Here is a 23,995-nt window from a genome sequence, read left to right on the forward strand (position 1 = left end):
TATCTGTGATGATATACCAATATGATATGTTTGTAGCAGTCGTTGTATGTCCAACATCAAATACGATGTCACCTGCACAGTTTGCATACGAAGTAGATGTACCATCAGCCAATGTTACCATTCCACCGTCTGGAACTTCTGGACATGTTCCATTTTCAGCTCCTAAAGTAGAAACATACGCTCCATAATCGGCAGCTGTATTTCCATCACCATCAAACTGAATAGATAATGTACTGTCAAATGCTGGAATATAATTTCCAGTGGTCCAAGTTCCTGCAGCAACTGCTACACTTGATCGTTGGTGACCTGTTGATCCCCATTCAATATAATCGACAATGGCAGCACTACTTGAAAAGGCCGAAGAGGAATACAGTCCTAATTCTCCATCTGCACTGTCAATAAAGTCAAAACCGCTGATTTCTACAATAGCGCCAGCTGCTAACATAAGACTTCCTGATTCTACTGTGATAGAAGCATCATCTAAGCGTTCGTAGGCTGGAAAATCACATAACCAATATGAAGAAACATCAACCGTAGTTGCGCCTACATTTTTAAGTTCTATTGAACCAGTTTCTTTTACCTCATTAATTACTATTTGAGCATTTGCAAAACTATAGCTAAATAAAACTAAGGTTAGAAATACAAATTCTTTTGGATGTGCAAATAGATATCTGCACCAATAATCGAGTAGCTTTTTCATCATTTAATTTTTTTTGTTTGATTAATTTTATGATGCAAATAAAGTCTCGGAAGCCTTGTATATACAATATATATATGGTGAAGCGGAAATATAGCCCGTGAACATTCCAATATAAAGGTTGGGCATATTGGTCTTTTTAGAAATTGGAGGAAATATAAACTTACGAAAGTATGTTGCAGGTCTACAGGAACGTTTCAAACGCGTTGGAAAGCTTGCTGCAGGTCTGCGAGAACGTTTCAAACACATTGGAAAGCTTGTTGCAACACTGCGAGGCGCTTTTGTAACCTCCCGAAAGCTTCCTGCATTGCTGCGAGACGCTTCCGTAACTTCCCGAAAGTTTCCTGCATTGCTGCGAGACGCTTCTGTAACTTCCCGAAAGCTTGTTGCATTGCTGCGAGACGTTTTTGTAACTTCCCGAAAGCTTGCTGCAGCACTGCGAGAAGGTTTCGGGAGCGATTTTATTGTGAATTCTTTAATGGAATGATTGAAAATGATGGTTTTATTGCGGAATTCGTAAAATGCGTGTTTTTGGTTTATTATAAGGAATGAAAGTGATAAAGTAATTTGTTTGTATTTATGGTTGACTTTAATGCTGAGTCTATTTTAGTAAGTAGTTATCTTTTTTGTCACGAATTCACGAATTATTATGTTTGGTATTATAGCTTATCAAATATTTATGCAGAGATATTCTATTAATTTCATGCTGAGCCTGTCGAAGCATTACGGAAAACCGCATTGTATAGTTGTAATCTTTGTTTTACTTTTATAGGGAATAACGGGAAATTGATGTAAAATTAGTTCCTGTTATACATACATTAGTAATAATTAAAAAGAAAAACATCAAAATGAAATACCAAAGAACAATATCTATTTTATTATTATTGATTTCACTAATAACTTATTTAATTTACGGAAATATTGACGGATTAAAATCTGATATCATTGGGTACTTAAAATTCACCTACAAAATCACTTTAATACTTGGTCTTATCGCTTTTGTTCCTTGGAAGGATTTAGATTTAATTTTTATAGATGCAAAAGAATTTACCTCAAATGAATCATACAAACAACTCATTCGGAAATTAAGATTTAGGTCTCTTTTGTTCAAAAATCTTTCTGTTTTAATATTAATTATATCCATTATAACTATTGGGTTTGCCGTTTACACTACAATTACAGCACCAAAAATAGAACTAGAAAAAACAGTTGTAAACTGGGATTTGGCTTCAATAAAAATTGGTGCCATTTTCTTATTGATATTTCTAATTCATATCCTTTTTAGGGTTTTTAGATATATAGTTAGATTATCAGGCTACTATGATGGAATATCAGATGCGCTAGAAATTTATTTAATCGACAAAGAGAAACATGATTTATCAAAATTGATTGAACTGCTAATTCCTATCAAATATGACATTCGTGAACTAAAACAAACTTCAGTTGCTGAAAATTTAAAAAAATTAATAAAATAGAAACTGTCACTAACAACGTATATAACCAATTGCTTGGTCTGTGTGTACTCGCAAAACCCTACGGGTTTCCCTCTGGTTTGTGATAGTTTTACATCTTTAAGCAAGCCAACGTCGCAACAAGTCATATACAAAACCGTTAACTATAATTTGAATAATTCCACAAATGGCAAGAATATATGGAACCATAGAATCTTTAAAATCTCTAAAATCTGAATTAGAAAATAGCGGTATTACCAGATTTAGTTCTGTAAAAGAGATTAATGATTTCTTGTCAAGTTATAATTCAGAAAAAACCACAATTCTGAATGACACGTCCAATACCTTAGAAAAAGAATATTCCGAAACTTGTAATATCCTTGAGCAAAGAATTCAGAAAAAAGCTGAACTAATCTCGTTAGAGACTGAAAAAATAGAGCATCAAATTTCTGAACTACAAAAAAAGATTGATTCGATTGATACCAATCGAAACTTTTTAAAAAGAATACTTTCAAGTGTTAAACTGTATTCTCTAAAAAAGAAATCTAAACACTTTGTAAAAAATAAAGCACAACTGATAAGTTCGTCTGCAATTGGAATCACTAAAAAAATAGAAAACGACGAGCTTTTTATAAACCAATATAAAACTGATAAACAGTTTCTTATTGAAAAAAGAGCAAAATCTAAAATTAAAGAGTTAGCCTATACACGTAGCGTCGTAGAAAACTCAAGAAATTTGATTTCAGGAGCTATAGGAGAAAACTTAGTTGTTAAAGAAATAAAGAAACTTCCAGATGATTATGTTTTAATCAATGACTTTAATTTGAGGTTTCCTCACCCTATTTTTTACAAAAAACAGAGTCAGACTGTTAGTTCTGTACAAATTGACCATCTCTTAATTACAAAAGCGGGAATTTTTATAATTGAAACAAAAAATTGGAGTAAATCATTTGTCGATTCTCTTAGTTTGAGATCGCCAATTGAACAAATTGAACGGGCTAATTTTGCTCTTTATATCTATATTTCGAATAATATCACCTTAAATGATCATCATTGGGGAGAACAGCAAATTCCTATACGTAATCTTATAGTAATGATCAATCATAAGCCAACAGGTAAATTTAAGTACGTAACTATAAAACTACTTAAGGAATTGAATGCTTACTTAAATTATTTTGAGCCAGTTTTAACCGATAGGCAACTGAATAGAATTGTAAACAAGTTGATCTAATTTAAAGTTATCCAAAACAACAGTCTCCCCCATTTTTCATTATCTTAGTCTCTCCACAAACACCTCAGCAAAATCCACAAAATGACCAAAACCATAACAAAACTCCAAGAATTATTACATAAAGGTTCAACATACTTCAAGCAAACTCCCGAATTAGAAGTAAGCCGAAAAGTGTCGGTTGATAAATGGTCAAAGAAAGAAATTCTAGGGCATTTAATTGATTCCGGAGTTAACAATCTTCAACGGTTTACAGAAGTTCAATTTGCTGAGAAACCGTATCGCATCAGAACGTACCATCAAAATGGATTGGTACAGGCGAATGATTATCAAAACGCTGAGACCAAAGAGATTGTTGATTTTTGGAACGCACTCAATAACCGAATTCTGTACGTAATGAAGAAACAAACAGAAGAAACGCTCAATTATAAGATTGAATTGGATACAGATAATAGCTGTGATTTGCGATTTTTAATGACCGATTATGTGGAACATATGGAACATCACCTAAAACAAATATTGAAATAAACCCCACATTGCACATGTTTCATCTTTGTGGTACATTTATAGGAAATAACCAAAGTTATTTAACCAACCTATAAATGACCAACCAAAATGAAAGAATCAAATAGCACATTTTCAAATGTATATTACCTACTAGTGATTCTCCTTACGTCCTCTATCTTTTCCTGTACTGATTTGGATAAGAAAGAAGGTACTTCCGTAAACATAGAGTTTTCATTCCCAACAGAACATTACAAAGATGCCCTAGACGGAAGATTGATCCTATTAATATCAAAAGAAATAGAAACCGAACCGCGCTTTCAACTTCGAGACGATTCCAAAACCTGTCAAGGCTTCGGAATGGACATTAGCAACTGGAAACCCAATGAATCGCAACAATTTGATGCAAACGCGTTTGGATATCCTATACAAAGCTTTGCAGACTTGCCATCGGGTGAGTTTTATGTGCAAGCTATATTTCACAAATACGAAACCTTTAATCGTGCAGACGGACATGTAGTGAAATTACCGATGGACAGAGGCGAAGGACAACAATGGAATCGCGCGCCGGGCAACCTCTACTCTACACCGAAAAAAATTACGATTAAAGATGGACAACTTCCATCACTAAACATACAACTCGATCAAAAAATACCTGCAATTGCAGCACCTGAGGACACAAAATATGTAAAGCATATAAAAATCAGAAGTAAATTGTTGAGTGATTTTTGGGGAAGAGATATGTATATAGGCGCGCATGTATTATTGCCAGAAGGTTGGGATACGCATCCGAATGTAAAATATCCACTCGCAATCATGCACGGTCATTTTCCAAAGGATTTTGGAGGATTTCGCACGACGCCACCCGATCCTAATCTGAAACCAGAATACAGTGAACGATTTGATGTGGAAGGTTATAATGTAATGGTGCAGCAAGAAGCCTACGATTTTTATAAAACGTGGACAAGTCCCGATTTCCCTAGAGTCATCGCTATTAAAATTCAACATCCAACGCAATACTATGACGATTCGTATGCAGTAAACAGTGAAGCGCAAGGTCCATATGGCGACGCGCTTACCTACGAACTCATTCCCTACATAGAACAACAATTTAGGGGAATTGGAGAAGGTTGGTCGCGTTTTGTATATGGAGGAAGTACTGGCGGATGGGAAGCGTTAGCAGTACAAGTAAAATACCCGAAGGAATACGGAATGTGTTTTTCGGCATGTCCCGATCCTATTGATTTTAGAGCCTATTGTTTGGTAAATATTTATAAAGATGAGAATGCATATTATGAAGAAGGTACTTTTAGAAAAACATTGGTTGCTGGTCATCGAGATTACTTAGGAAATGTGGATGCTACTTTGAAAGATATGAATTATCGCGAATTAGTCTTAGGTTCAAAAGGACGATCTGGACAGCAATGGGATATTTGGGAAGCTACGTATTCACCAATTGATAAAGAAGGATATCCGAAGCGAATTTGGAATCGCCTTACGGGAGAAATCGATAAAGAAGTAGCTGCATATTGGAAAGAAAATTACGATCTCGCTTATATTATGAAAAGAGACTGGGCTAAACACGGAAACGATTGGAAACATAAAATTCACTTGTATTGTGGCGATATGGATAATTATTATTTGAATAATGCCGTATACCTTGCGGAAGAAATTCTATCGGAAACGACTGAACCTTATTACGACGGCGAAGTAGATTATGGTGATCGAGCGGAACATTGCTGGAACGGAGATCACGACAATGGAAATCACATTAGCCGATTGCGATATCACCGTATGTTTATCAAAAAATATGTAGAAAAGGTTGATAAAGTAGCGCCTAAAGGTGCTGATTTAACGAGTTGGAGGTATTGAGAAGTAATAATAACGTCAGTTCGAGTGAAATCTTGAAAAGATTTTGTATCGAGAACAGTTTTGAATTTCCAAATACATCTCGATACAATTTTCTATCAAAAATCACTCGATGTGACGTCTAGTGTAAGCTTTCATTAATATAATAACTATATAGAACTCGTTTTTAAATCATATTAAAAACTCTTTTTACCTTTACATACATCACCAACCAAAACCAACTCTATGAAAACCATAAAACTACTAATCCTTTGCTTGTTCTTACTTCCGCTACACAGTTATGCTCAGAAAAGAAAAAAGAAAGTCAAAGAGCCTGCAATACAACTCACAGATTCTTTGTTTCATGGTCTAAAATGGCGAAATATTGGTCCGTTTAGAGGCGGAAGAAGTGTAACGTCTACAGGAGTTATTGGACAACCACTCACCTACTATATGGGTTCTACAGGCGGTGGTGTTTTTAAAACTACCGATGCAGGGATTACTTGGAAAAACGTTTCTGATAAATTCTTTAAAACTGGATCTGTCGGAGCCATTGCGGTGTCTGAAAGCGATACCAATATTGTAGTTGTCGGTATGGGAGAACATGCAGCTCGTGGTGTCATGACTTCTATGGGAGATGGTGTGTACAAATCGATGGATGCTGGAAAAACATGGAAACATATAGGATTAGAAAACACACATCATATCTCAGATGTGATTATACATCCTACGAATCCTGACATTATATATGTGACAGCACAAGGTGCACAATATGCGCCTACTGAGGAACGCGGAGTCTATAGAACGACCGATGGTGGTACTACTTGGAAAAAGGTTTTATATGTAAATACAACAACTGGTGCTTCTTCCCTATCGATGGATATGAAAAATCCTAGAATTTTATACGCGTCTATGTGGCAGCATCGTCGTTATCCTTGGTATATGGAATCTGGCGGTGAACATTCTGGTCTGCACAAATCTACTGATGGTGGTGATACATGGACAAAACTGAAAGAAGGCTTACCAGAAGCTTTTGGAAAATCAGGGATTTCGGTTTCTAGAGCCAATCCAGAACGTGTGTTCGCTGTGATTGAAGCAGAAGGAAAAAAAGGTGGTGTCTATCGTTCTGATGATGCAGGGAAAAAGTGGATTCAAATCAATGGCAATCGTGTCAATATTGCTCGATCGTGGTATTATATGGAAATTTTTGCCGATCCGCAGAATGAAAATGTGGTATATGTATTGAATGCTCCTGTGATGAAATCTATTGATGGCGGGAAAAGCTTTGTAAATATTCCTGTGCCTCATGGCGATAATCATCACTTATGGATCAATCCGCATAACAATGCCAATTTAATTAATTCGAATGATGGTGGCGCTAATATTTCATTCAATGATGGAAAAAGCTGGAGCACACAACAAAATCAAGCAACTTCACAGTTTTATCGTGTCATTACAGATAATTTAGTGCCGTATAATGTATATGGTGGACAACAAGACAACTCAGCCATTGCCATTGCCAATCGTACCAATGACGGCGGTATTGATTGGAAAGATTGGTATTCTGTAGCTGGTGGCGAAAGTGCTTTTATTGCTTTTGATCCAGATAATCCAGAAATTGTGTACGGCGGAACGTATCAAGGTAATATTAGTACTTGGAAAAAATCTTCTAGAGAACAAAAAGCAATCAAACAATATCCAGAATTAGGCTTAAGTATAGCTCCAAAAGATGCGAAGTTTCGTTACAATTGGAATGCGCCTATTATATCTTCTCCACACAATAGAAAAACGATTTATCACGCAGGAAATGTAGTGTTTAAAACTACGGATGGCGGTATTAGCTGGACAACCATCAGTCCAGATTTGACAAAGAATGAAACAGAAAAACATGGTCCTGGTGGCGGTCCATACACCAACGAAGCTGCAGGTGGAGAAAATTACAATACACTTACGGCTTTGGTAGAATCGCAACATGAAGAAGGTGTATTGTATGCTGGTAGTGATGATGGTTTATTACATATTACTAAAAACGGCGGTGCCAATTGGGAAAATATTACGCCAAAAGGTATTGAGGATGGAATTATAAATAGTATTGATATTTCTGAACATGATCCAGCTACTGCGTATGTAGTTGTGATGCGATACAAATCTTTAGACCTGAATTCGTATATTTTTAAAACTACCGATTATGGTAAATCATGGACAAAAATTGTAAATGGTTTGAATGATCCGAATGGTTTTGCAAGAGTTGTGAGAGCCGATAAAAAACGAAAAGGATTGTTGTATGCAGGTACAGAAACTGGATTGTATGTTTCTAATGATGATGGTACAAACTGGCAACGTTTGAATTTGAATTTACCCGTAGTTGCCATTAATGACCTTACCATACAAGACAATGATTTGGTAGCAGCAACTTCTGGGCGTGGATTTTGGATTTTGGATGATCTAGCCGTTCTTCAAAGTATGACTACGGAAAATAAAACTGTCCAACTATTTACACCAAAGCCTAGTTATCGCATTTTTGGAGGAACTTCTATGGCGGTTGGACAAGGTACGAACCCTAGAAGCGGAGTCACCTTCGATTATTATTTAGACAAAGATGCGGATACTTTAGATTTAAAATTAGAAGTTTTACAAGGAACAAAAGTGATCCGAACGTATACGAACAAAAAACCAAAGAAATTTAGATCATGGCCAGGCGGACCCGCAAAACCTGAGGTTTTACCTTCAAAGAAAGGTTATAACAGATTTACTTGGGATTTTAGCAGAGCCGCATTGCCTTCCATTAATAAAGTCTTTGTTTTTGGCGGATTGGCAGGTTCGAGTGTCGCTCCTGGAAATTATACTTTACGCTTAACGCTAGATGGGGAAAGTGTAGAAACAAAAGCTACGATTCTTCCAAATCCTGCTGTGAAGTCAACTCCACAAGATTTTGCCGAACAACAAGAAATGCTAGTTACTATTGAAACTACTGTAAGAGACATGCATGAATCCGTGAATCAGATGCATTCTGCGAAAACACAACTAAATACCTATGCCAAACTTTTAAAGGACAATGACGCAGCAGAACCACTGATAGAAAAAGGAGAAGCCTTATTAAAACGTATTAATAGTTGGGAAGAAAATTTAATCCAAGCGGAGCAAAAAACGTTTCAGGATGTAATCAATTTTAATAATAAACTGAATGCACAATTGATTGTACTTTTACGCTATATAGACCAGCCAAATCCAAAAGTAACACAAGGCGCAAAACAACGCCTCAACGATTTATTAAACGATTGGCAAGCATATACCAACGAGCGTGATGCTATTATCAATACGGAGATGAACGCCTATAACAAGCTTTATAAATCATTAAATATTCCTGCGTTGATTCTTGAGAAGAAATCGGAGGATGATTAGATTTGTACTGTAGTTTCTAACGAATATTGAGTGTAATTGAAATATGATGCAAAATCTATTTTGTCACGAATGCACGAATTAGTTTTTTTATGATCTATGATGAGTTTATTGAATCATTATAGAAAATTGCATTGTGCATTTATACTCTTTATTTTATTTTTCAAATTTCCAAAAACAGTACTTCCAAATCAGCCCTAATTATTCCAAATATTTACTATATTAGTCGATGAGGTTAATATGAATAAAGTATAGAATAATTAAATAAATGGAAGCTACACCAAAACAAGGTATTCAGGGATTAGTCGAAAATTGGAAAAGTGATTTAATTGCAGCAGTGAGCGTCGCTCTCATTGCTTTACCTCTTTCTTTAGGGATTGCACTGGCTGCGGGAGCTCCGGCAATGTCAGGTATATTTTCTGCAATTATAGGTGGTGTAGTTACAACTCTTTATCGTGGTGGACATATATCCGTAAACGGTCCTGCTAAAGGAGTTATTGGAGTGATACTTTGGGGAATGATAGCAATGGACGATGGTTCTGGTCAAGCCTTTAATTATATATTGGCAGCTGTTGTTATTTCTGGAGCATTTCAAATGTTATTAGGAATATTGAAATTGGGACGATTGGCAGACATCTTCCATTCTTCTGTGATTCACGGTATTTTGGCTGCGATTGGTATTATTATATTCGCAAAACAGATTCATGTTGCCATGGGTACACATTCTGAGAGCCCAGGCATTGTACAAAACCTTATTGATGCCGTTGTATATTTACCTCAAGCCAATCCTTTCGTATTGATTATTGCGTTGACAGGATTACTTTTATTGTTATTTCATTCCAAAATTAGTAACCGAATTTTCCATTTGTTGCCTACACCTATGTGGGTTATTGCGCTTTCCATTCCATTTGTATATGCGTTCAATTTCTTTGATCAGCAAACACTTTCATTCTTTGGAAAAGCCTATGAAGTAGGTCCTGATCTATTATTGGATATTCCTGATACAATTACAGATTCCATTATGTTACCTAACTTCGGTAAAATAAATACTATTGAATTTTGGATAACCGTATTTTCTATTTTGATAATTTCAAGTATTGAATCCTTGGCCATTGCAAAAGCTGTAGACAAAATTGATCCTTATAAACGAAAAACGGACTTGAACAAAGATTTAACTGGTATAGGATTAAGTACCGTAGTTGCAGGTATGATAGGAGGTTTACCAATCATTGCTGTGATTATTAGAAGTACAGTTAATATTCATAATGGAGCAAAAACAAAATGGTCAAATATGTATCAAGGACTCTTATTGTTGCTTTTTATTGTGGTATTAAGCCCAATAATGGTACAAGTCCCACTCTGTGCATTTGCCATTTTGCTTGTGTATACAGGATTTAAATTGGCATCACCATCTGTATTTAAACAAATGTATAGTCAAGGAACAGAGCAATTAATATTCTTTATAGCAACGATGGTTTTAACCCTTTATACTAATTTATTGATTGGTTTACTCGGCGGATTATTATTGGCACTAGTCACTCACATGTTATTGGCGAGGCTATCCATACCTCAATTTTTTAAAATGGTTTATAAATCACGCACAAAATTAGTGCAATTACCTGATGACAGTTTCGTTTTAAAAATTAGAGGAATTGCGAATTTTTTAGGAATATTAAAAGTCGACAAACTTGTGGCACAAATTCCTTCTGGAGCTGATGTCAATATTGATTTATCAGAAACAAGATTGGTGGGTATTACCTATATGGATTACCTAGTGGAATATCTAAAAACACAAAGAGCTTCAGGCGGTGAAGTTATTATAACAGGTTTGGATTCGCATGTTTCATCGTCTACATATAATAGAGCTTTAAAAATTTGTTTGACTAGCAATAGCACTAAACTATCGCAGCGACAAAAAAGATTGCGAAATTTAGCCACTGAGAAAGATTATCAATACACGAATCAAGTTGATTGGAATACGACGTATTTAAAGAAGTTTCACTTTTTTGAAATTAGACCTATTGAACGTAAATACAATTGTCTTAAAGGAACATTTAAAGATCTTGATGTGTCTTGGGAAATTGCGGATGTAACCTTTAATGAAGGTCAGGCTTTCACCGCTGAGACGTTTAATACCACTTTAATGGTTTTAAAATTGAATAAAAAGATTCCTATTTTTACTATGGAAAAAGAAGCAGTATTAGAAAAATTATTTGACCGTATGATGGCATTTACGGGCTATAAAGACATTGATTTTAAGATGTATCCAGATTTTTCTAAAAAATTCCTGCTTATGGGAAATAATGAAGATGAAATTAGATCATTTTTTACAGATGAAATCATTCGCTTTTTCGAAAATCATCAAATTTATCATTTAGAAAGCAATGGAGAATCAATAGTTATTTTTGATAAAATTAAATTGGCTCGAACGGATGAAACCCTCGCTTTTATAGAGTATGGTAAAAAATTGGCTACACTCTTTGCTGCAAAAACAGCATAAAAGTATTTAGGGTGCTTCCATGCAGTTACTTAATCAGTTCTGTATACTATTGAATATTCCTGCATTGATTATTGAAAAAGAATCGAAAGATAGCTAAAGTAATTCGCTTTATACGTACTAAAAAACAATACAGAAAATGGATTGGAAAATACGCTATAATAACAACAAACCTCTAGTAAATTCATTCTTGACAGGAATATTTTACTTTCTATTTTGTTGGTCAATAGACTTTGGAGATACTTTCAAAGGGATGCTTATGAACTTAATGCTTTTTTTACCTGGGCTTACATTCCCACTGACAACATGTTATTATAAAAATAACACAATCAAAAATTACGATTTTCTAAGAATTGCACACTCAGCACTTTCAATTCTTATATATTTAGGAAGCGTATGGATTTTTTCAGGAGAAGGGCGTATAAAATACATAACTATTTTGGCTGGTTTTTCAGGTTCATTTTTATTCTTGATAGCAACAAAATATATCTTAAAGAAGGAACTAAAACTAATTCATATATTGTTGGTAGCAGTTTTAAGTGGAGTTGCATTTATGCCGTATGAAATTATTGGTCGCCTTGAAATACTTATGGGGTTTGCTGTTTTTCTGTGGACAGTTATAAATGGTTTCCTTCTAAACTTAGAATATAAAAAAGAATAGTAAAACAAATATAGTACACATGGCAAAGAATAAAACCACACAAACAGAAGTTAATGTTTTTGATTTTATCGATTCGTATGTTGATAAAGAACAAAAGAAACTGGACAGTCTTAAATTGATTGAACTCATTAGTGATTGGTCTGGTTTTGAACCCAGAATGTGGGGACCAACCATTATTGGTTTTGGACGTTATCATTACAAATATGCTAGCGGACATGAAGGCAATGCTCCTATCTTAGGTTTCTCGCCGAGAAAAGCACAGTTTTCTCTCTATATCTATTCTAAAACAGAAAAAAGTGATGCCTTATTGAAAGATTTTGGCAAATTTAAAATGGGGAAAGCGTGTATTTATATTAAAAAATTGGAAGATATAGACATTTCAATCTTAGAACAGCTCTGCAAGGAATCAATTGCATATATTAATGAACATCATGAGTGTGGTGCGTGTAAAAAATAGAATTTTGCAAGTGTAATACATACACTATAGGCAAATATCATCATGAGCAAACAAAAAACAAAAATACTTAGAATTGCATTACTCGTTGGAACCATAATCTCCTTGTATTTTGTACCATGGCTATTAGTAAAAGCATGGATACTTCCACTACCAGACACGGTTCAAGAACAATTAGATGAAGCCATTGGTCATGGATTTGACGGAATGATCGTTTATGTAGATCAAGCAAACAAATCACCTCAGTTTCTTGCTTCTGGCTGGCACAATCGAGAATCTAAGATACCAGCCAAACCAAAAGCTCTTTTTAAAATTGCTAGCATTAGTAAGTTATATGATGCCGTAGCCGTTACCAAATTGGTGAGTGATGGTAAACTTTCATTAGATAAAACAATCACTGATTATTTACCCGAACTTGCAGGAAGGATTGAAAATGCAGAAAAAATAACCTTGAGGCTACTCATACAGCATAGAAGCGGTATTCCCAATTTTACAAATGCTCCCAATTTTTGGGGAGCTCCAACGGAAACCTATGAAGAAAGTCTTGCATTAATTCTTGATAAACCTGCCAATTTTAAACCTGATGAAGATTACGAGTATTGTAACACAAATTATCTCTTAATCAATAAGATAATGGATAATGCGCTAGGTTATGGTAACTTTCAATTCATTAAAGAAAGAATCCTAACACCTTTGCACCTTAACAATACCTTTGCTTCGTTAAATGACGTAAATATAGATGATGTAATGAGCGGTTATCATGTAGGGTACTCTTCTGATTTAAAAGAAGATGAACACGGTATGCTAGCCACTGCGGAAGACGTTGGTATCTTCTTAAGAGCGTTGAATGATGGATCATTATTTGAAAAGAGTGAAAAAGAACTATATGATTCTATTTATGAATATGAACATGCTGGTTGGGTTCCTGGATACCAGAGTTTCGCAAAATATTATAAAGATATAAATACGGTTGTTGTTCAATTTTATAGTACAACAGATCCTAAATTGTACAATTGGAACTTGTCTGAAATCATAAATAATAGAATCAAGAAAATAATTGAAAATAAAAACTAGTCATAATAATCTTAGCATATATAAGAAATGGTACAGAAAAAAGAAATGACAGCCGATTTTGAACAACTTACCTACACTGGTGAGATGCTGAAAGATTCTTGGGAGAAACAACTTGCGGTTTTTAAAAAACTCGAAAAAACCAGAATTGCTGAATACGGCATATCGAATTTTATTGATTGGGTTTTACTAAATAAATACTACTCAGAGTGGTTATTTGTAAGTTCATCAATGTGGCGTTTATTGATAAGTATGCCAAAACCAGATGGAAAATTAAATTACCAACAAACACTAGAAATTCAAGTTGATCCTAAAACTTCACTGTTTACCATGGAATATTCTGATTGGGATAGCATAAACACTAAAAGTGATTATGAAAAAGCCATCACTTGGAAAACAAAATGTACAAACATTGAATTAGTAACCAATTTTATTGAATTTATAAACTGGAATAAAGATTGGTGTTAAAACAGCTTAAAATGAAAGTATATTATGTGCTTCGACATAATTTTGCATGCAAGAAACTTAAAATTTTGAAGCAGTCTACTTCTACTTTACTAGTTCAGGATTGATTTGAAATATTTAATTATGATTGACCACAAAAGCAATCAAATGTTTAAGTATATTTATAAACAAAAAACAAACGCAACAATTTCCTAGCCGAGACTGTTGACAAACATTAGAAACAACAATGACAAAAAATATAACGAAGGAATTAATTAAGTTTACATTTCTCGCAGCAGTACTAATTACTCCTCTACTCTCAGTTAATTCTCAAACAACAAAAAAATCTGTTCCTATTTTCGAAAATGGAGAGGCTCAAATTATACCAGAATTTGAAGATTCTAAAAAATGGATTAGACATGATCTATGGGTTGAAACCGAGTTTGATACTGATGGCGATGGAAAACTAGATAGAATGCATGTCGCCGTTACAAGGCCAGAACAAACGAATACAGAAGGGCTCAAATTACCTATTGTATATATTTCTAGTCCTTACTTTGCAGGTGTAGCACCAGATATCCCTGGTTCATTTTGGGATGTTAGGCATGAACTAGGAGTGGCGGCAAAAGAACGTGTGCATCCAGAAGTTACTCGAATAGGAAAGAGACCAATTATTTCAAATTCACACATAAGAAAATGGGTTCCAAGAGGATACATCGTAGTACACTCTTCTTCTCCAGGAACTGGACTTTCTCAAGGATCGCCTACAATTGGAGGTGATAACGAATCATTGGCTCCCAAAGCTGTGATTGACTGGCTATGTGGACGAATCCCGGGATATACATCTCCCGACGGTACTGAAGAAGTGAAAGCATTTTGGTCAACTGGAAAAGTAGGAATGACCGGAACATCCTATAATGGAACCATTCCTTTGGCTGCAGCTACAACTGGTGTTGATGGACTAGAAGCAATTATACCAATCGCTCCAAATACTTCTTACTATCATTATTACCGATCCAATGGACTAGTGAGATCTCCTGGAGGATATTTAGGCGAAGACATAGATGTATTATACGATTTTGTTCATAGCGGAGATGAATCAAAGCGTGCTTACAATAATGCAACAATAAGAGATAAGGAAATGAAAAATGGCATGGACAGAATTACAGGAGATTATAATGATTTCTGGGCTGGACGAGATTATTTAAATGACATGGAACCTATGAAAGCAGCGTTACTTATGTCGCATGGATTTAATGATTGGAATGTGATGCCAGAACATAGTTATAGAATTTATGAAGCTGCCAAAGCCAAAGGCTTAGATTGTCAAATATATTATCATCAATATGGACACGGTGGTCCTCCTCCAATGAAAATGATGAACAGATGGTTTACACGTTATTTACATGGTGTAGAAAATGGCGTAGAAAATGATCCTCGCGCATGGATTGTTCGTGAAAATGATAGAATGCAAAACCCTACGCCTTATAAAGAATATCCAAATCCTGATGCGTCAGATGTAACTCTTTATCTAAGTGCTGGTAATCCTAGTAAAGGAACCTTAGGTGCCGAGAAAACAGAAAATCAAGGAATGGAAAAAATTGTCGACGACTTTTCAATTTCTGGTAGCGAATTGGCACAAGCTGAAACTAGCAATCATAGGTTACTATATGTAACAAAAACATTCACAAAAGATGTGCATTTATCTGGTACGGCAAAGGTTTCTATTAAATTATCTAGCAGTAAGGCTGCCGCGAACCTTTCGGTTTGGTTGGTTTCACTGCCTTGGAATACTGAAGATAAAGTTAAAATCACGGATAATATCATCACTCGTGGTTGGGCCGATCCACAAAATCACAAATCGATACGAAAAGGAGAACCTTTAAAAAAGGGAAAATTCTATCAAGTAACTTTCGATTTAATGCCAGATGATCAAATCATAAAAAAAGGGCAACAAATAGGACTCATGATTTTTTCAAGCGATAAAGAGTTTACCTTACATCCTGACCCAGGAACCGAATTAACGATTGATGTAACTTCAACAACTTTGGTCTTGCCAATTGTTGGAGGTATTAAAGCCTTTAAGAATGCAGTAAAAGAAGATTAAATAATATATTAGTGTTAAAAACGATTTACGAACAATACATAATCATTAGTATTTGTAATCTTTACTCTATATTTATGAATGATAATAGGCATCCTATATACAATTAACTTTTATTACTGATTTTATCACGAATACATGAATTATTTTTTTGTTTTTTATAACTGAGTTTACCGAATATTTTGACGCGAATCGAACTTTGTACTTAAATGAAAGTTTAGTACTTTGTAATCACCTACTTTTCACACACTAACCCTTGGCAATAATTAGAAAAAAATGAGAAATAAACTAATCATATTATTTTTAAGTATAAACACAATAGTATTGTCTCAAGAATTATCAGTAACTCATTTCAAAGAATTGAATAATCTAAAAGCTGAAATTGGGAAAAGCTCACGAAAACTAAAAGGAGCGAAATTTGAGGAATTATATCAGACTTATGATAGTAATGTATTTAAAAAAACAATGTTTGAATATTTAAAAACAACTGACTATAAGAGTGTAGATGATTATTTTTGGTATAGTCATTTCTTTATGGATGATTACTATAATTCAACAATCAATAAAGAATTAGCCCTAGAAATTCTTCAAAAAGGGAAAATTGATATTGAAAAAAGATTAAAAAAAGAAAATTTATCAGACAATGAGAAATTATACCTGTCTATGACAAGGTGTCAAGTACTTTGGTTAAGTGGAATTTATTATTTTAATGAAAATGATCTTTTAAAAGGAGGCAAGTTTTTTGATTTGGCTTATGAAAACCCAGATTGCATTCATGCTTTTCCTGGAACAAGTAAAGAAGAAAAAGAAGAGATTTATAAGAAATACGCAGAATACAAAAAAAATTAACTATTGCCCACATCGAGTGTAACTATAGCTTAGTCTGGATGTACTCGGAAATTCCTGCGGTTTTCCCTCTGATTCGTTTTCTTTTGCTAACTTAGTTTCAGTCAACATAACAAACCAATGAACACAGTTGAAAAAAATAGAGATTTTAACCAACCAATACTATGGAATGGTGACCTAAAAGATGATTGCACAGCAAAATGGGCAGGTTTAATGTTGCGAGCTGAATGGATGGACGAAGATTATTGGTGGTGGTGTGTTTACGATATGCTTGATAACGATAACCAAATTGATAGTTCTAATGAATATGATGAACGAATTATTGGTGGAGAGAAAGCAAGAGAAAAAGTTGAAGAAATTGCTCGAAACTACCTGAAAAATGAGTTGATCACTAAACTGAAAAAGACTGACGAACAAGTAGATGTTGACAAATTGATTGTAGATTTAAAACGTATTGGAATCTCGTCAGCGTATTCTATTATGACTTTAGTAAAAGATTTCGGATTTGACTATAAAGAAGCAAAAAATAAGGTGTTTGATTCGCCTATTTGGAAAGGATTAAGAGAACAATCTGAAATGTTGACACAAGCTTTTTTAAATGTTGGAGCGGAAGATGCTGATGAAGTGGAAATTGTTGATGGACGAGTAGCTTCAATAGCTTTTGATTTGACAAAAGGTACTACTGAAAAGGAGAAACAAACTTTTTGGAAAAGAATAAAATCGAAATTTAAATAATAAAAACGCACTACAACATTGTGTAATGATTAAAAAGTTAGAATTTTCAATTGATATCAAGGCAGAAAAAACAACAGTTTGGAAAGCACTTTGGGATAAAAACTATTATCGTGATTGGGCTGGTGTATTTTTTGAAGGCTCATATTATTCAGCAGATAGTTTAAAGCAAGGTAACACAATTATGTTTCTTGCTCCAGATCTAAGCGGTATTTACAGTACTATCGAAATACACATTCCAAACGAAATCATTCAGTTTAAACATATTGGGAATGTGGTAAACGGAAAAGAACAAGCTATTGACGACGAAACCAGAAAATGGTCAGGAGCCAAAGAAAGTTATTCTCTTACTGAAGATACTGGCATAGTTACACTTTCTATTGAAATTGATGTGCTTGATGAACATTTAGAATTCATGTCTGCAAAATTTCCTGAAGCGCTTGAAAAGATAAAGGAAAACTGCAACTTGTGATATGTGATACACACTAAAAAACATTAAGTCAAGCTTGCGTTAAGTTCTACCAACAACCTACATCTGAATATCATAAGTAGCATAAAACCCAAAAAAGAAATCCCTGTCATTGAAGTTGAAATTATTGAAGGTTTGTACTATAAAAATATTTACTAACTTAGTTCTTGTTCAACGCAACCAATCTTATACAAACCGTTGTGCGTAATTCTTCTAAAAAATTATAATGATAAGAAAATGGCTCAAAAAAATAAAAGATTCAAGGGAACTCAAAAAATCTAATTGGGGAAGAAATTATAACTGGTATATTGAATATAATGATGAAATAATAGGAGAATTAATTGATTGCCAATGGTTGGATATGTATTGGGATACTTATATTATTAAATCATTAAATGAAAAATGGGATCAAACTTTGACTAATCCCGAATCTTGGAGTAATTTCAAATATAAGAATCAATATTATGACCAATATGCCATATATGCTTTTCCTGGAGGTGACAGTGAACATGTTAAACTTAATGAAAGATTAAGTATGAGAGGTTTATATTTAACAGAAATAAAATAATCATGAAAAAAACATACAGTTACATCGCATTAGGAATAGCAATTGTAGCATTCATTTATGGGTTTATTCAAACTGGATCGTTCATAACTTCACTTATCATAGCAGGAATAGCGCTAGCTTGGTTTCTTTTTGAGAATATATTTGAAATACTATCACTTTTAGGATTTAAATCAGATAAAAAGCCTAATAATAAGCAATATGAAAAAGATAAAAAAGCTTTGAAAAAAGTAACGGACAATAATCCTACGCTTAGATGAATAAGATAAATTACACTTGTGGATATTTAATATTGTTGTTATTTATTTCTCTTTTAAACTTTGGTTGTTCACAATCGAAAACAAAAGAAAAACCTAACATACAGCTACTTAAAATTCCAATTCCAAGTATTGAAGTTGATTCAATAAAATTAGTGAGTAATAAAGGAATAGAATTCAAATATAGTCTTGGAGATAAAACAAAATTTGGTAAAAATTATCTAATTGAAATAAAATGTATCGTTTATAATAAAACAGATCATAAAATTAACTATTTGAATGAAAGTTGTAATGGACTAGACTTCTACATTGTTTTTAAACCAGAAACATATAAGGTAATGCCATTAATGAATTGTAACGCAACTTGGGGAATGATTTCAAAGTTACAACCAAGAGATTCTATCGAATTTAAAACACATGTTTTTCAACCTAAAAACGCTAAACCTATAGAAATAATAGGACTAGACTTTAGAGCAGTTGATAAATTTATTCCTTTTCAAATTTTACAAAAACAACCAGAAATAATAGAAGATATTTACAGGGAAAAACTAAAAAAAATAATATCATTTGGAGTAATTAATAAAATGCCAAATTAAAGTCTATAAATTTATCTCCACATACTACACCCTACAACTGAATATAATAAGTAGCATGAAACCCAAAGAAGAAATTCCCGTCATTGAAGTTGAAATTCTTAAAGGTTTGTACTATAAAAGTATCCTCAGAAAATATTGGATTGTTGGTCATTTTGAATTGCAATAATAACTTACTTACTTCCCAATTGACACCTAATACAAAGGCTCCAAAGGTTTCTCTCGATTCTATTTCATTAGCAACATAATAATACTCCGAAGCTAAAGAAACGTGGTTTGTTAACTTATAACGTCCACCAAAACCAACAGCAAAATGATTGTGGTCGTCTAAAGCAGATCTGGAAGAAGTTCTGTGTATAAATGTTGGTGATATTTGAAATGAAAAATCTCTTGAAAATTTTCGTGCAATCAATACTTGCGAAGTAAATGCAAATTTATCTCCTGTATTGGCTCGCGAAATAATTCCGTTTAAAAAACGTGTTCTGTATGTTGCGGTTTGCAATAGTGAGATACTAAACGGATTTTTATTATCATTTGTTTGTCGTAAGAGTCTGTACTTTAAATAGGTGTCAATAATTCCATTCGGATTTCCTGAACCAAAACCAATGGTCAATCGATCCGAAATTCCATAATCCAATCCAATACGTGAGCACATTCTATCAGCAATAAATGATCTTCCATCAGAATCAGGCACATTCCAATAACGAGTCATCAACGACACTTCAAGCGTATTTTTTTTACGTGTTTCCACAGAATGACCAATGGAAATATGCGTTCCTTTAAAGGTAGACATCGTATAATTGTCAATATCTTGCTCCACATCATTTAGCTTGTCTAACAAACTCTGAGCTGCCAAATAGGGCGATATACTTAAGAAGAGTACGAATACTATATATTTACTTTTCATACGGCGCATAATTAAAGTTAAACGATACTTCTATTTTCTTTGAAATATTGGGCGATAATAATGGAGGGACTTTAATATTATAATCATCAATCATAACATCTAAGGTTCCTGTAATGGTATATCCATTATCTGTTTTGGTTATCGTTGCCTTTACATCAATAGGTTTTGTGACATCTTTTAATGTAAACTCTCCTTTTATAATACGAGTTTGCATTCCTGTATCAGACGGATCAAATCCTATAATTTTACCACTAAAAGTAGCTTTTGGATATAAGTCAGATTCAATATAACTTTCATTAAAATGCTCGTGCATTAGGGATTTTTTAAAGACAAACGCACGCATTAAAATACTCACTGCAATCTCATGTGAATTAGGGTTAAAAAGACTTAGAGTTTGGTTGTTTGTTGCTTGTATATTTTCTACAGAAGTGTAGGAGAAAAAAGTAACTTGCCCCATTCTTTCTATAAATTCGTTGGTTTGAGAAGTTACACTAGCCGAAATACTAAAAATTAATACTAGTAAAAGTTTATTCATACAATTCTGCTTATATAATTACACAATGTAATAGGATGATATCCATTAAAAATCCTTTTAAAATTCCTTTCAACTTTATGTCTTGTCCTGCATGAAGCTTTAAAATATCATTATTCTGATTCAACTGCATTTCGCACAAGATATAGCTTGTATCTGAGTTACCTTTTAAAATTAAACTATATTTTCCATCTTGAAAAGCTATTTCTTTAATCTCTCCTTCTATTTCAATTGCCTTCTCTATAAATTTTTCAAGCTTTTGTTGCTTATTTTCAAATTTAGACAAAAGTTCATTGGTTGTAAACGCTTCTTCTGCCTGAATTTTTGTGGTATCAGCAATACCTCTATTCACATAATTGTACAACAAAAACAGACTGATAAAAACCAGACTGAATCCAACTATGATTTTGTGTCGCTTTTTTATTTTCATAATTACAGCAAAAAGCTCATTTAAATATGATTTTGTTTTATTTCAAAATTCTTTAGTAAAATTACCTTTAAGTAAGCAGTTAAAAAAATTCGAAAAATATTGAGACAAACCGCTAAGCATTTAAATCTCAATTATTGAGTAAAAATACTGTTTTCTACTGTTCTTAAATGGCTTAATATATGTGAAACGGAAAATAAACTCCTAAAAAGGAATATTAAACGCTGAGATTTTCGCGTAAAATGGCTCGAAATAGTATTTTAGTGTTTTAAACAAAGAATTGTTTTATCAATGAGAAATTATAGAATTTATCTCTATACTACGATCAGTTTTGTGTTGATCTATGTGCTTGTCATCAGTTTGATCGTGATACCATTAACAGTGAAATACAAAAGTATCGTTAAACTTCAAAATACGATCAATTTAGCAACACAAGAAATACGACAAGTAAGTGTTTTAAGTGCAGATGCTTTGACCAATAATGTTACAAAAGAAGCTGTCCTTAATAGTATTCAAAGAGCAATTTCCGGTAGTGATAACGAAAGTGTGTATTTATCTGTGTTTGATTGGTCTGGAAAAATCGTTTGTCATCCAGACAGAACCAAATTAGGAAGCAAAAACGAGCAAAAAAGCAACATGGTTTCCAACATGGAAAGTGTGGTAACTGGCGAAGAACTATACAATCACTTAGAAAATTTAGACGAAAACAATCAACAGGCTTCTGAAGTTGTTGCGTTGCGACCAATTGAGAACTCAGATTTAATCATTGCAGCACATATAAATATTGATAATATAAACCTTCAAACAAGTGCATTTACAGAACAAGCAAAAACAATTTATCTAATTCTTGGACTGATCCTTTTATTATTTCTATTAATTACAATCAGAATACTATCCATCTATTACGAAAAAATCATTGATCGTAAAGCTGCTAAATTTGAAGATGGCGTACTCAATTTATCTAAATTGAATGATTCTTTAGAAAACTACCAAAAAAGCATTGCAGAACTAAAACCGAGTGTTGAACCGCAAGCGGAAGAAAAAACAAAGGAAGAAGAAGAAGACACTAAAGAAGCTCCAAAACAACGCTTGCTTACCTACATTCGCAACGAATTAATGCCAATTGCTATCGAAGATATTTCGTATATCTACGTAGAAAATTCCATCTCGTATGTGGTTCGAAAAGATGGCAAACGCTACACAGCAAACGATAGCTTAGATCAAATATATGCTACGCTTGATCCTAAATTATTTTTTAGAGCCAACCGACAAACAATTGTAGCCATTTACGCAATTGACAAAATTATAAAATACGGAAACAGCGCACTCAAAATAGAAATGCAACCGATTTCTGAAATTGATATCATTATTGGAAAAAACAAAGTAGCTGTCTTTAAAAAATGGTTGGATCTCTAGAAAACTCGCTAATAAGTTAACTCGCAACTCATACCCTAATACTTTGTTAAAGAGCACAATACTTCAAGACTTGATTTTTATATTTACATGAAGAATATATTTTACATCAATAACAAAAAAAGTTGCACTACATATCTACATAAAATAGTATCTTAGCACGTTTTGATTAAAATTTAAATGAACATGAGAAAAGAGAAGAATACCAAAGGTTGGAATGAAATAAAAACAAACGATTCTTGGGCACTTTTTAAAATAATGGGTGAATTCGTAAACGGATTCGAAAAAATGAGTCAAATTGGACCATGTGTATCTATCTTCGGATCTGCACGTACCAAACCAGACAATAAATATTATCAATTAGCACAAAAAATAGCACATACAATTGTAGATCATGGTTATGGAGTTATTACTGGTGGTGGACCAGGAATTATGGAAGCTGGAAACAAAGGTGCACATCTTGGTGGTGGTACTTCTGTAGGTTTAAATATTGAATTGCCATTTGAGCAACACGACAATCCATACATTGATCACGATAAAAGTATCAATTTCGATTACTTCTTTGTGCGTAAAGTAATGTTTGTAAAATATTCGCAAGGTTTTGTTGTAATGCCTGGAGGATTTGGAACATTAGATGAATTATTTGAAGCAATCACGCTAATTCAAACAAAGAAAATTGACAAATTCCCTATCATTTTGGTTGGAACCGAATTTTGGTCTGGCTTAATGGATTGGGTAAAAGCAATACTATTAGAAAAATTTGGAAACATAAGTGCACACGATTTAGACCTAATACATATTGTTGACAATGAAACAGAAGTATTAGATATTTTAGATAAGTTCTATAAGAAATACAATCTAAGTCCTAACTTCTAATAAGAAGTTTTGTAGAATAA

General features: G+C 33.6%; 24 protein-coding genes. 20 read left to right on the plus strand and 4 right to left on the minus strand.

What is annotated here, in order from left to right; genetic code table 11:
* A partial coding sequence (locus ACRBBL_RS07285) for a hypothetical protein (RefSeq protein WP_431368367.1) occupies positions 1-703 on the minus strand: 703 nt, incomplete at its 3' end.
* Between the two features lie 124 nt (positions 704-827).
* Between ACRBBL_RS07285 and ACRBBL_RS07290 the strand changes: the two genes are divergently transcribed.
* The 18 genes from ACRBBL_RS07290 (at position 828) to ACRBBL_RS07375 (ending at position 19,823) form a co-directional block, all read left to right on the plus strand.
* Positions 828-1,184 (plus strand): hypothetical protein, encoded by a 357-nt coding sequence (locus tag ACRBBL_RS07290; protein WP_431368368.1) that lies wholly within the window; start codon positions 828-830, stop codon positions 1,182-1,184.
* Positions 1,185-1,545: 361 nt separating this feature from the next.
* Positions 1,546-2,172, plus strand: a complete 627-nt coding sequence (locus ACRBBL_RS07295; protein WP_431368369.1) for a hypothetical protein — start codon at positions 1,546-1,548, stop codon at positions 2,170-2,172.
* Between the two features lie 163 nt (positions 2,173-2,335).
* Positions 2,336-3,379 (plus strand): NERD domain-containing protein, encoded by a 1,044-nt coding sequence (locus ACRBBL_RS07300; protein WP_431368370.1) that lies wholly within the window; start codon positions 2,336-2,338, stop codon positions 3,377-3,379.
* Between the two features lie 81 nt (positions 3,380-3,460).
* Complete coding sequence (locus ACRBBL_RS07305; RefSeq protein WP_431368371.1) at positions 3,461-3,904, plus strand: DinB family protein; 444 nt, start codon at positions 3,461-3,463, stop codon at positions 3,902-3,904.
* A gap of 87 nt (positions 3,905-3,991) precedes the next feature.
* Positions 3,992-5,752: an alpha/beta hydrolase-fold protein gene (locus ACRBBL_RS07310; protein ID WP_431368372.1), complete on the plus strand. Its 1,761-nt coding sequence runs from the start codon at positions 3,992-3,994 to the stop codon at positions 5,750-5,752.
* 222 nt (positions 5,753-5,974) lie between these two features.
* Positions 5,975-9,130 carry a VPS10 domain-containing protein gene (locus ACRBBL_RS07315; RefSeq protein ID WP_431368373.1) on the plus strand — a complete coding sequence of 1,052 codons (3,156 nt, stop codon included), beginning with the start codon at positions 5,975-5,977 and terminating at the stop codon, positions 9,128-9,130.
* Positions 9,131-9,395: 265 nt separating this feature from the next.
* A complete protein-coding gene (locus ACRBBL_RS07320; RefSeq protein WP_431368374.1) occupies positions 9,396-11,627 on the plus strand; it encodes a SulP family inorganic anion transporter in 2,232 nt (743 codons plus the stop codon).
* A gap of 136 nt (positions 11,628-11,763) precedes the next feature.
* Positions 11,764-12,285: a hypothetical protein gene (locus ACRBBL_RS07325; protein ID WP_431368375.1), complete on the plus strand. Its 522-nt coding sequence runs from the start codon at positions 11,764-11,766 to the stop codon at positions 12,283-12,285.
* A 19-nt stretch (positions 12,286-12,304) separates the two neighbouring features.
* Positions 12,305-12,742, plus strand: coding sequence for a DUF1801 domain-containing protein (locus ACRBBL_RS07330; protein ID WP_431368376.1), 438 nt, complete (start codon positions 12,305-12,307; stop codon positions 12,740-12,742).
* Between the two features lie 42 nt (positions 12,743-12,784).
* Positions 12,785-13,813: a serine hydrolase domain-containing protein gene (locus tag ACRBBL_RS07335; protein WP_431368377.1), complete on the plus strand. Its 1,029-nt coding sequence runs from the start codon at positions 12,785-12,787 to the stop codon at positions 13,811-13,813.
* 27 nt (positions 13,814-13,840) lie between these two features.
* On the plus strand, positions 13,841-14,278 hold the full coding sequence (locus ACRBBL_RS07340) for a hypothetical protein (RefSeq protein ID WP_431368378.1): 438 nt from the start codon (positions 13,841-13,843) through the stop codon (positions 14,276-14,278).
* Between the two features lie 223 nt (positions 14,279-14,501).
* On the plus strand, positions 14,502-16,361 hold the full coding sequence (locus ACRBBL_RS07345; protein ID WP_431368379.1) for a Xaa-Pro dipeptidyl-peptidase: 1,860 nt from the start codon (positions 14,502-14,504) through the stop codon (positions 16,359-16,361).
* A gap of 273 nt (positions 16,362-16,634) precedes the next feature.
* Positions 16,635-17,207, plus strand: a complete 573-nt coding sequence (locus ACRBBL_RS07350; protein ID WP_431368380.1) for a hypothetical protein — start codon at positions 16,635-16,637, stop codon at positions 17,205-17,207.
* A gap of 117 nt (positions 17,208-17,324) precedes the next feature.
* Complete coding sequence (locus tag ACRBBL_RS07355) at positions 17,325-17,939, plus strand: hypothetical protein (RefSeq protein ID WP_431368381.1); 615 nt, start codon at positions 17,325-17,327, stop codon at positions 17,937-17,939.
* 25 nt (positions 17,940-17,964) lie between these two features.
* Entirely contained in the window at positions 17,965-18,408 is a 444-nt protein-coding gene (locus ACRBBL_RS07360) for a hypothetical protein (RefSeq protein WP_431368382.1), read from the plus strand.
* 223 nt (positions 18,409-18,631) lie between these two features.
* A complete protein-coding gene (locus ACRBBL_RS07365; protein ID WP_431368383.1) occupies positions 18,632-18,973 on the plus strand; it encodes a hypothetical protein in 342 nt (113 codons plus the stop codon).
* A gap of 2 nt (positions 18,974-18,975) precedes the next feature.
* Positions 18,976-19,230 (plus strand): hypothetical protein, encoded by a 255-nt coding sequence (locus ACRBBL_RS07370; protein WP_431368384.1) that lies wholly within the window; start codon positions 18,976-18,978, stop codon positions 19,228-19,230.
* Positions 19,227-19,823, plus strand: a complete 597-nt coding sequence (locus tag ACRBBL_RS07375) for a hypothetical protein (RefSeq protein ID WP_431368385.1) — start codon at positions 19,227-19,229, stop codon at positions 19,821-19,823. The genes ACRBBL_RS07370 and ACRBBL_RS07375 overlap by 4 nt, the downstream gene beginning before the upstream one ends.
* Before the next feature lie 31 nt (positions 19,824-19,854).
* Here the strand turns inward: ACRBBL_RS07375 and ACRBBL_RS07380 are convergent, their stop codons facing one another.
* From ACRBBL_RS07380 to ACRBBL_RS07390, 3 genes are read right to left on the minus strand one after another with little or no spacing between them, the layout of a single operon-like run.
* On the minus strand, positions 19,855-20,727 hold the full coding sequence (locus ACRBBL_RS07380; RefSeq protein WP_431368386.1) for a DUF5777 family beta-barrel protein: 873 nt from the start codon (positions 20,725-20,727) through the stop codon (positions 19,855-19,857).
* Positions 20,717-21,262, minus strand: a complete 546-nt coding sequence (locus ACRBBL_RS07385) for a YceI family protein (protein WP_431368387.1) — start codon at positions 21,260-21,262, stop codon at positions 20,717-20,719. The genes ACRBBL_RS07380 and ACRBBL_RS07385 overlap by 11 nt, the downstream gene beginning before the upstream one ends.
* Positions 21,263-21,272: 10 nt before the next feature.
* Positions 21,273-21,689 carry an OB-fold protein gene (locus tag ACRBBL_RS07390; protein WP_431368388.1) on the minus strand — a complete coding sequence of 139 codons (417 nt, stop codon included), beginning with the start codon at positions 21,687-21,689 and terminating at the stop codon, positions 21,273-21,275.
* A 288-nt stretch (positions 21,690-21,977) separates the two neighbouring features.
* Here ACRBBL_RS07390 and ACRBBL_RS07395 point away from each other — a divergent pair, with 288 nt between their 5' ends.
* Both ACRBBL_RS07395 and ACRBBL_RS07400 read left to right on the plus strand, forming a co-directional pair.
* Complete coding sequence (locus tag ACRBBL_RS07395) at positions 21,978-23,102, plus strand: LytR/AlgR family response regulator transcription factor (protein WP_431368389.1); 1,125 nt, start codon at positions 21,978-21,980, stop codon at positions 23,100-23,102.
* Positions 23,103-23,285: 183 nt separating this feature from the next.
* Positions 23,286-23,975, plus strand: coding sequence for a TIGR00730 family Rossman fold protein (locus ACRBBL_RS07400; protein ID WP_431368390.1), 690 nt, complete (start codon positions 23,286-23,288; stop codon positions 23,973-23,975).
* Positions 23,976-23,995 lie beyond the last annotated feature (20 nt).

It is taken from the genome of Kordia sp., assembly GCF_050633145.1.
Classification (GTDB): domain Bacteria; phylum Bacteroidota; class Bacteroidia; order Flavobacteriales; family Flavobacteriaceae; genus Kordia.

Bases quoted from the DNA above. Each gene is read 5' to 3' on its own strand.
- ACRBBL_RS07345 (WP_431368379.1), top strand. From the start codon at position 14,502: ATGACAAAAAATATAACGAAGGAATTAATTAAGTTTACATTTCTCGCA.
- ACRBBL_RS07315 (WP_431368373.1), top strand. From the start codon at position 5,975: ATGAAAACCATAAAACTACTAATCCTTTGCTTGTTCTTACTTCCGCTA.
- ACRBBL_RS07320 (WP_431368374.1), top strand. From the start codon at position 9,396: ATGGAAGCTACACCAAAACAAGGTATTCAGGGATTAGTCGAAAATTGG.
- ACRBBL_RS07390 (WP_431368388.1), bottom strand. From the start codon at position 21,689: ATGAAAATAAAAAAGCGACACAAAATCATAGTTGGATTCAGTCTGGTT.
- ACRBBL_RS07295 (WP_431368369.1), top strand. From the start codon at position 1,546: ATGAAATACCAAAGAACAATATCTATTTTATTATTATTGATTTCACTA.
- ACRBBL_RS07350 (WP_431368380.1), top strand. From the start codon at position 16,635: ATGAGAAATAAACTAATCATATTATTTTTAAGTATAAACACAATAGTA.
- ACRBBL_RS07360 (WP_431368382.1), top strand. From the start codon at position 17,965: ATGATTAAAAAGTTAGAATTTTCAATTGATATCAAGGCAGAAAAAACA.
- ACRBBL_RS07335 (WP_431368377.1), top strand. From the start codon at position 12,785: ATGAGCAAACAAAAAACAAAAATACTTAGAATTGCATTACTCGTTGGA.
- ACRBBL_RS07395 (WP_431368389.1), top strand. From the start codon at position 21,978: ATGAGAAATTATAGAATTTATCTCTATACTACGATCAGTTTTGTGTTG.
- ACRBBL_RS07370 (WP_431368384.1), top strand. From the start codon at position 18,976: ATGAAAAAAACATACAGTTACATCGCATTAGGAATAGCAATTGTAGCA.
- ACRBBL_RS07340 (WP_431368378.1), top strand. From the start codon at position 13,841: ATGGTACAGAAAAAAGAAATGACAGCCGATTTTGAACAACTTACCTAC.
- ACRBBL_RS07355 (WP_431368381.1), top strand. From the start codon at position 17,325: ATGAACACAGTTGAAAAAAATAGAGATTTTAACCAACCAATACTATGG.
- ACRBBL_RS07375 (WP_431368385.1), top strand. From the start codon at position 19,227: ATGAATAAGATAAATTACACTTGTGGATATTTAATATTGTTGTTATTT.
- ACRBBL_RS07305 (WP_431368371.1), top strand. From the start codon at position 3,461: ATGACCAAAACCATAACAAAACTCCAAGAATTATTACATAAAGGTTCA.
- ACRBBL_RS07400 (WP_431368390.1), top strand. From the start codon at position 23,286: ATGAGAAAAGAGAAGAATACCAAAGGTTGGAATGAAATAAAAACAAAC.
- ACRBBL_RS07300 (WP_431368370.1), top strand. From the start codon at position 2,336: ATGGCAAGAATATATGGAACCATAGAATCTTTAAAATCTCTAAAATCT.
- ACRBBL_RS07310 (WP_431368372.1), top strand. From the start codon at position 3,992: ATGAAAGAATCAAATAGCACATTTTCAAATGTATATTACCTACTAGTG.
- ACRBBL_RS07325 (WP_431368375.1), top strand. From the start codon at position 11,764: ATGGATTGGAAAATACGCTATAATAACAACAAACCTCTAGTAAATTCA.
- ACRBBL_RS07385 (WP_431368387.1), bottom strand. From the start codon at position 21,262: ATGAATAAACTTTTACTAGTATTAATTTTTAGTATTTCGGCTAGTGTA.
- ACRBBL_RS07365 (WP_431368383.1), top strand. From the start codon at position 18,632: ATGATAAGAAAATGGCTCAAAAAAATAAAAGATTCAAGGGAACTCAAA.
- ACRBBL_RS07330 (WP_431368376.1), top strand. From the start codon at position 12,305: ATGGCAAAGAATAAAACCACACAAACAGAAGTTAATGTTTTTGATTTT.
- ACRBBL_RS07380 (WP_431368386.1), bottom strand. From the start codon at position 20,727: ATGAAAAGTAAATATATAGTATTCGTACTCTTCTTAAGTATATCGCCC.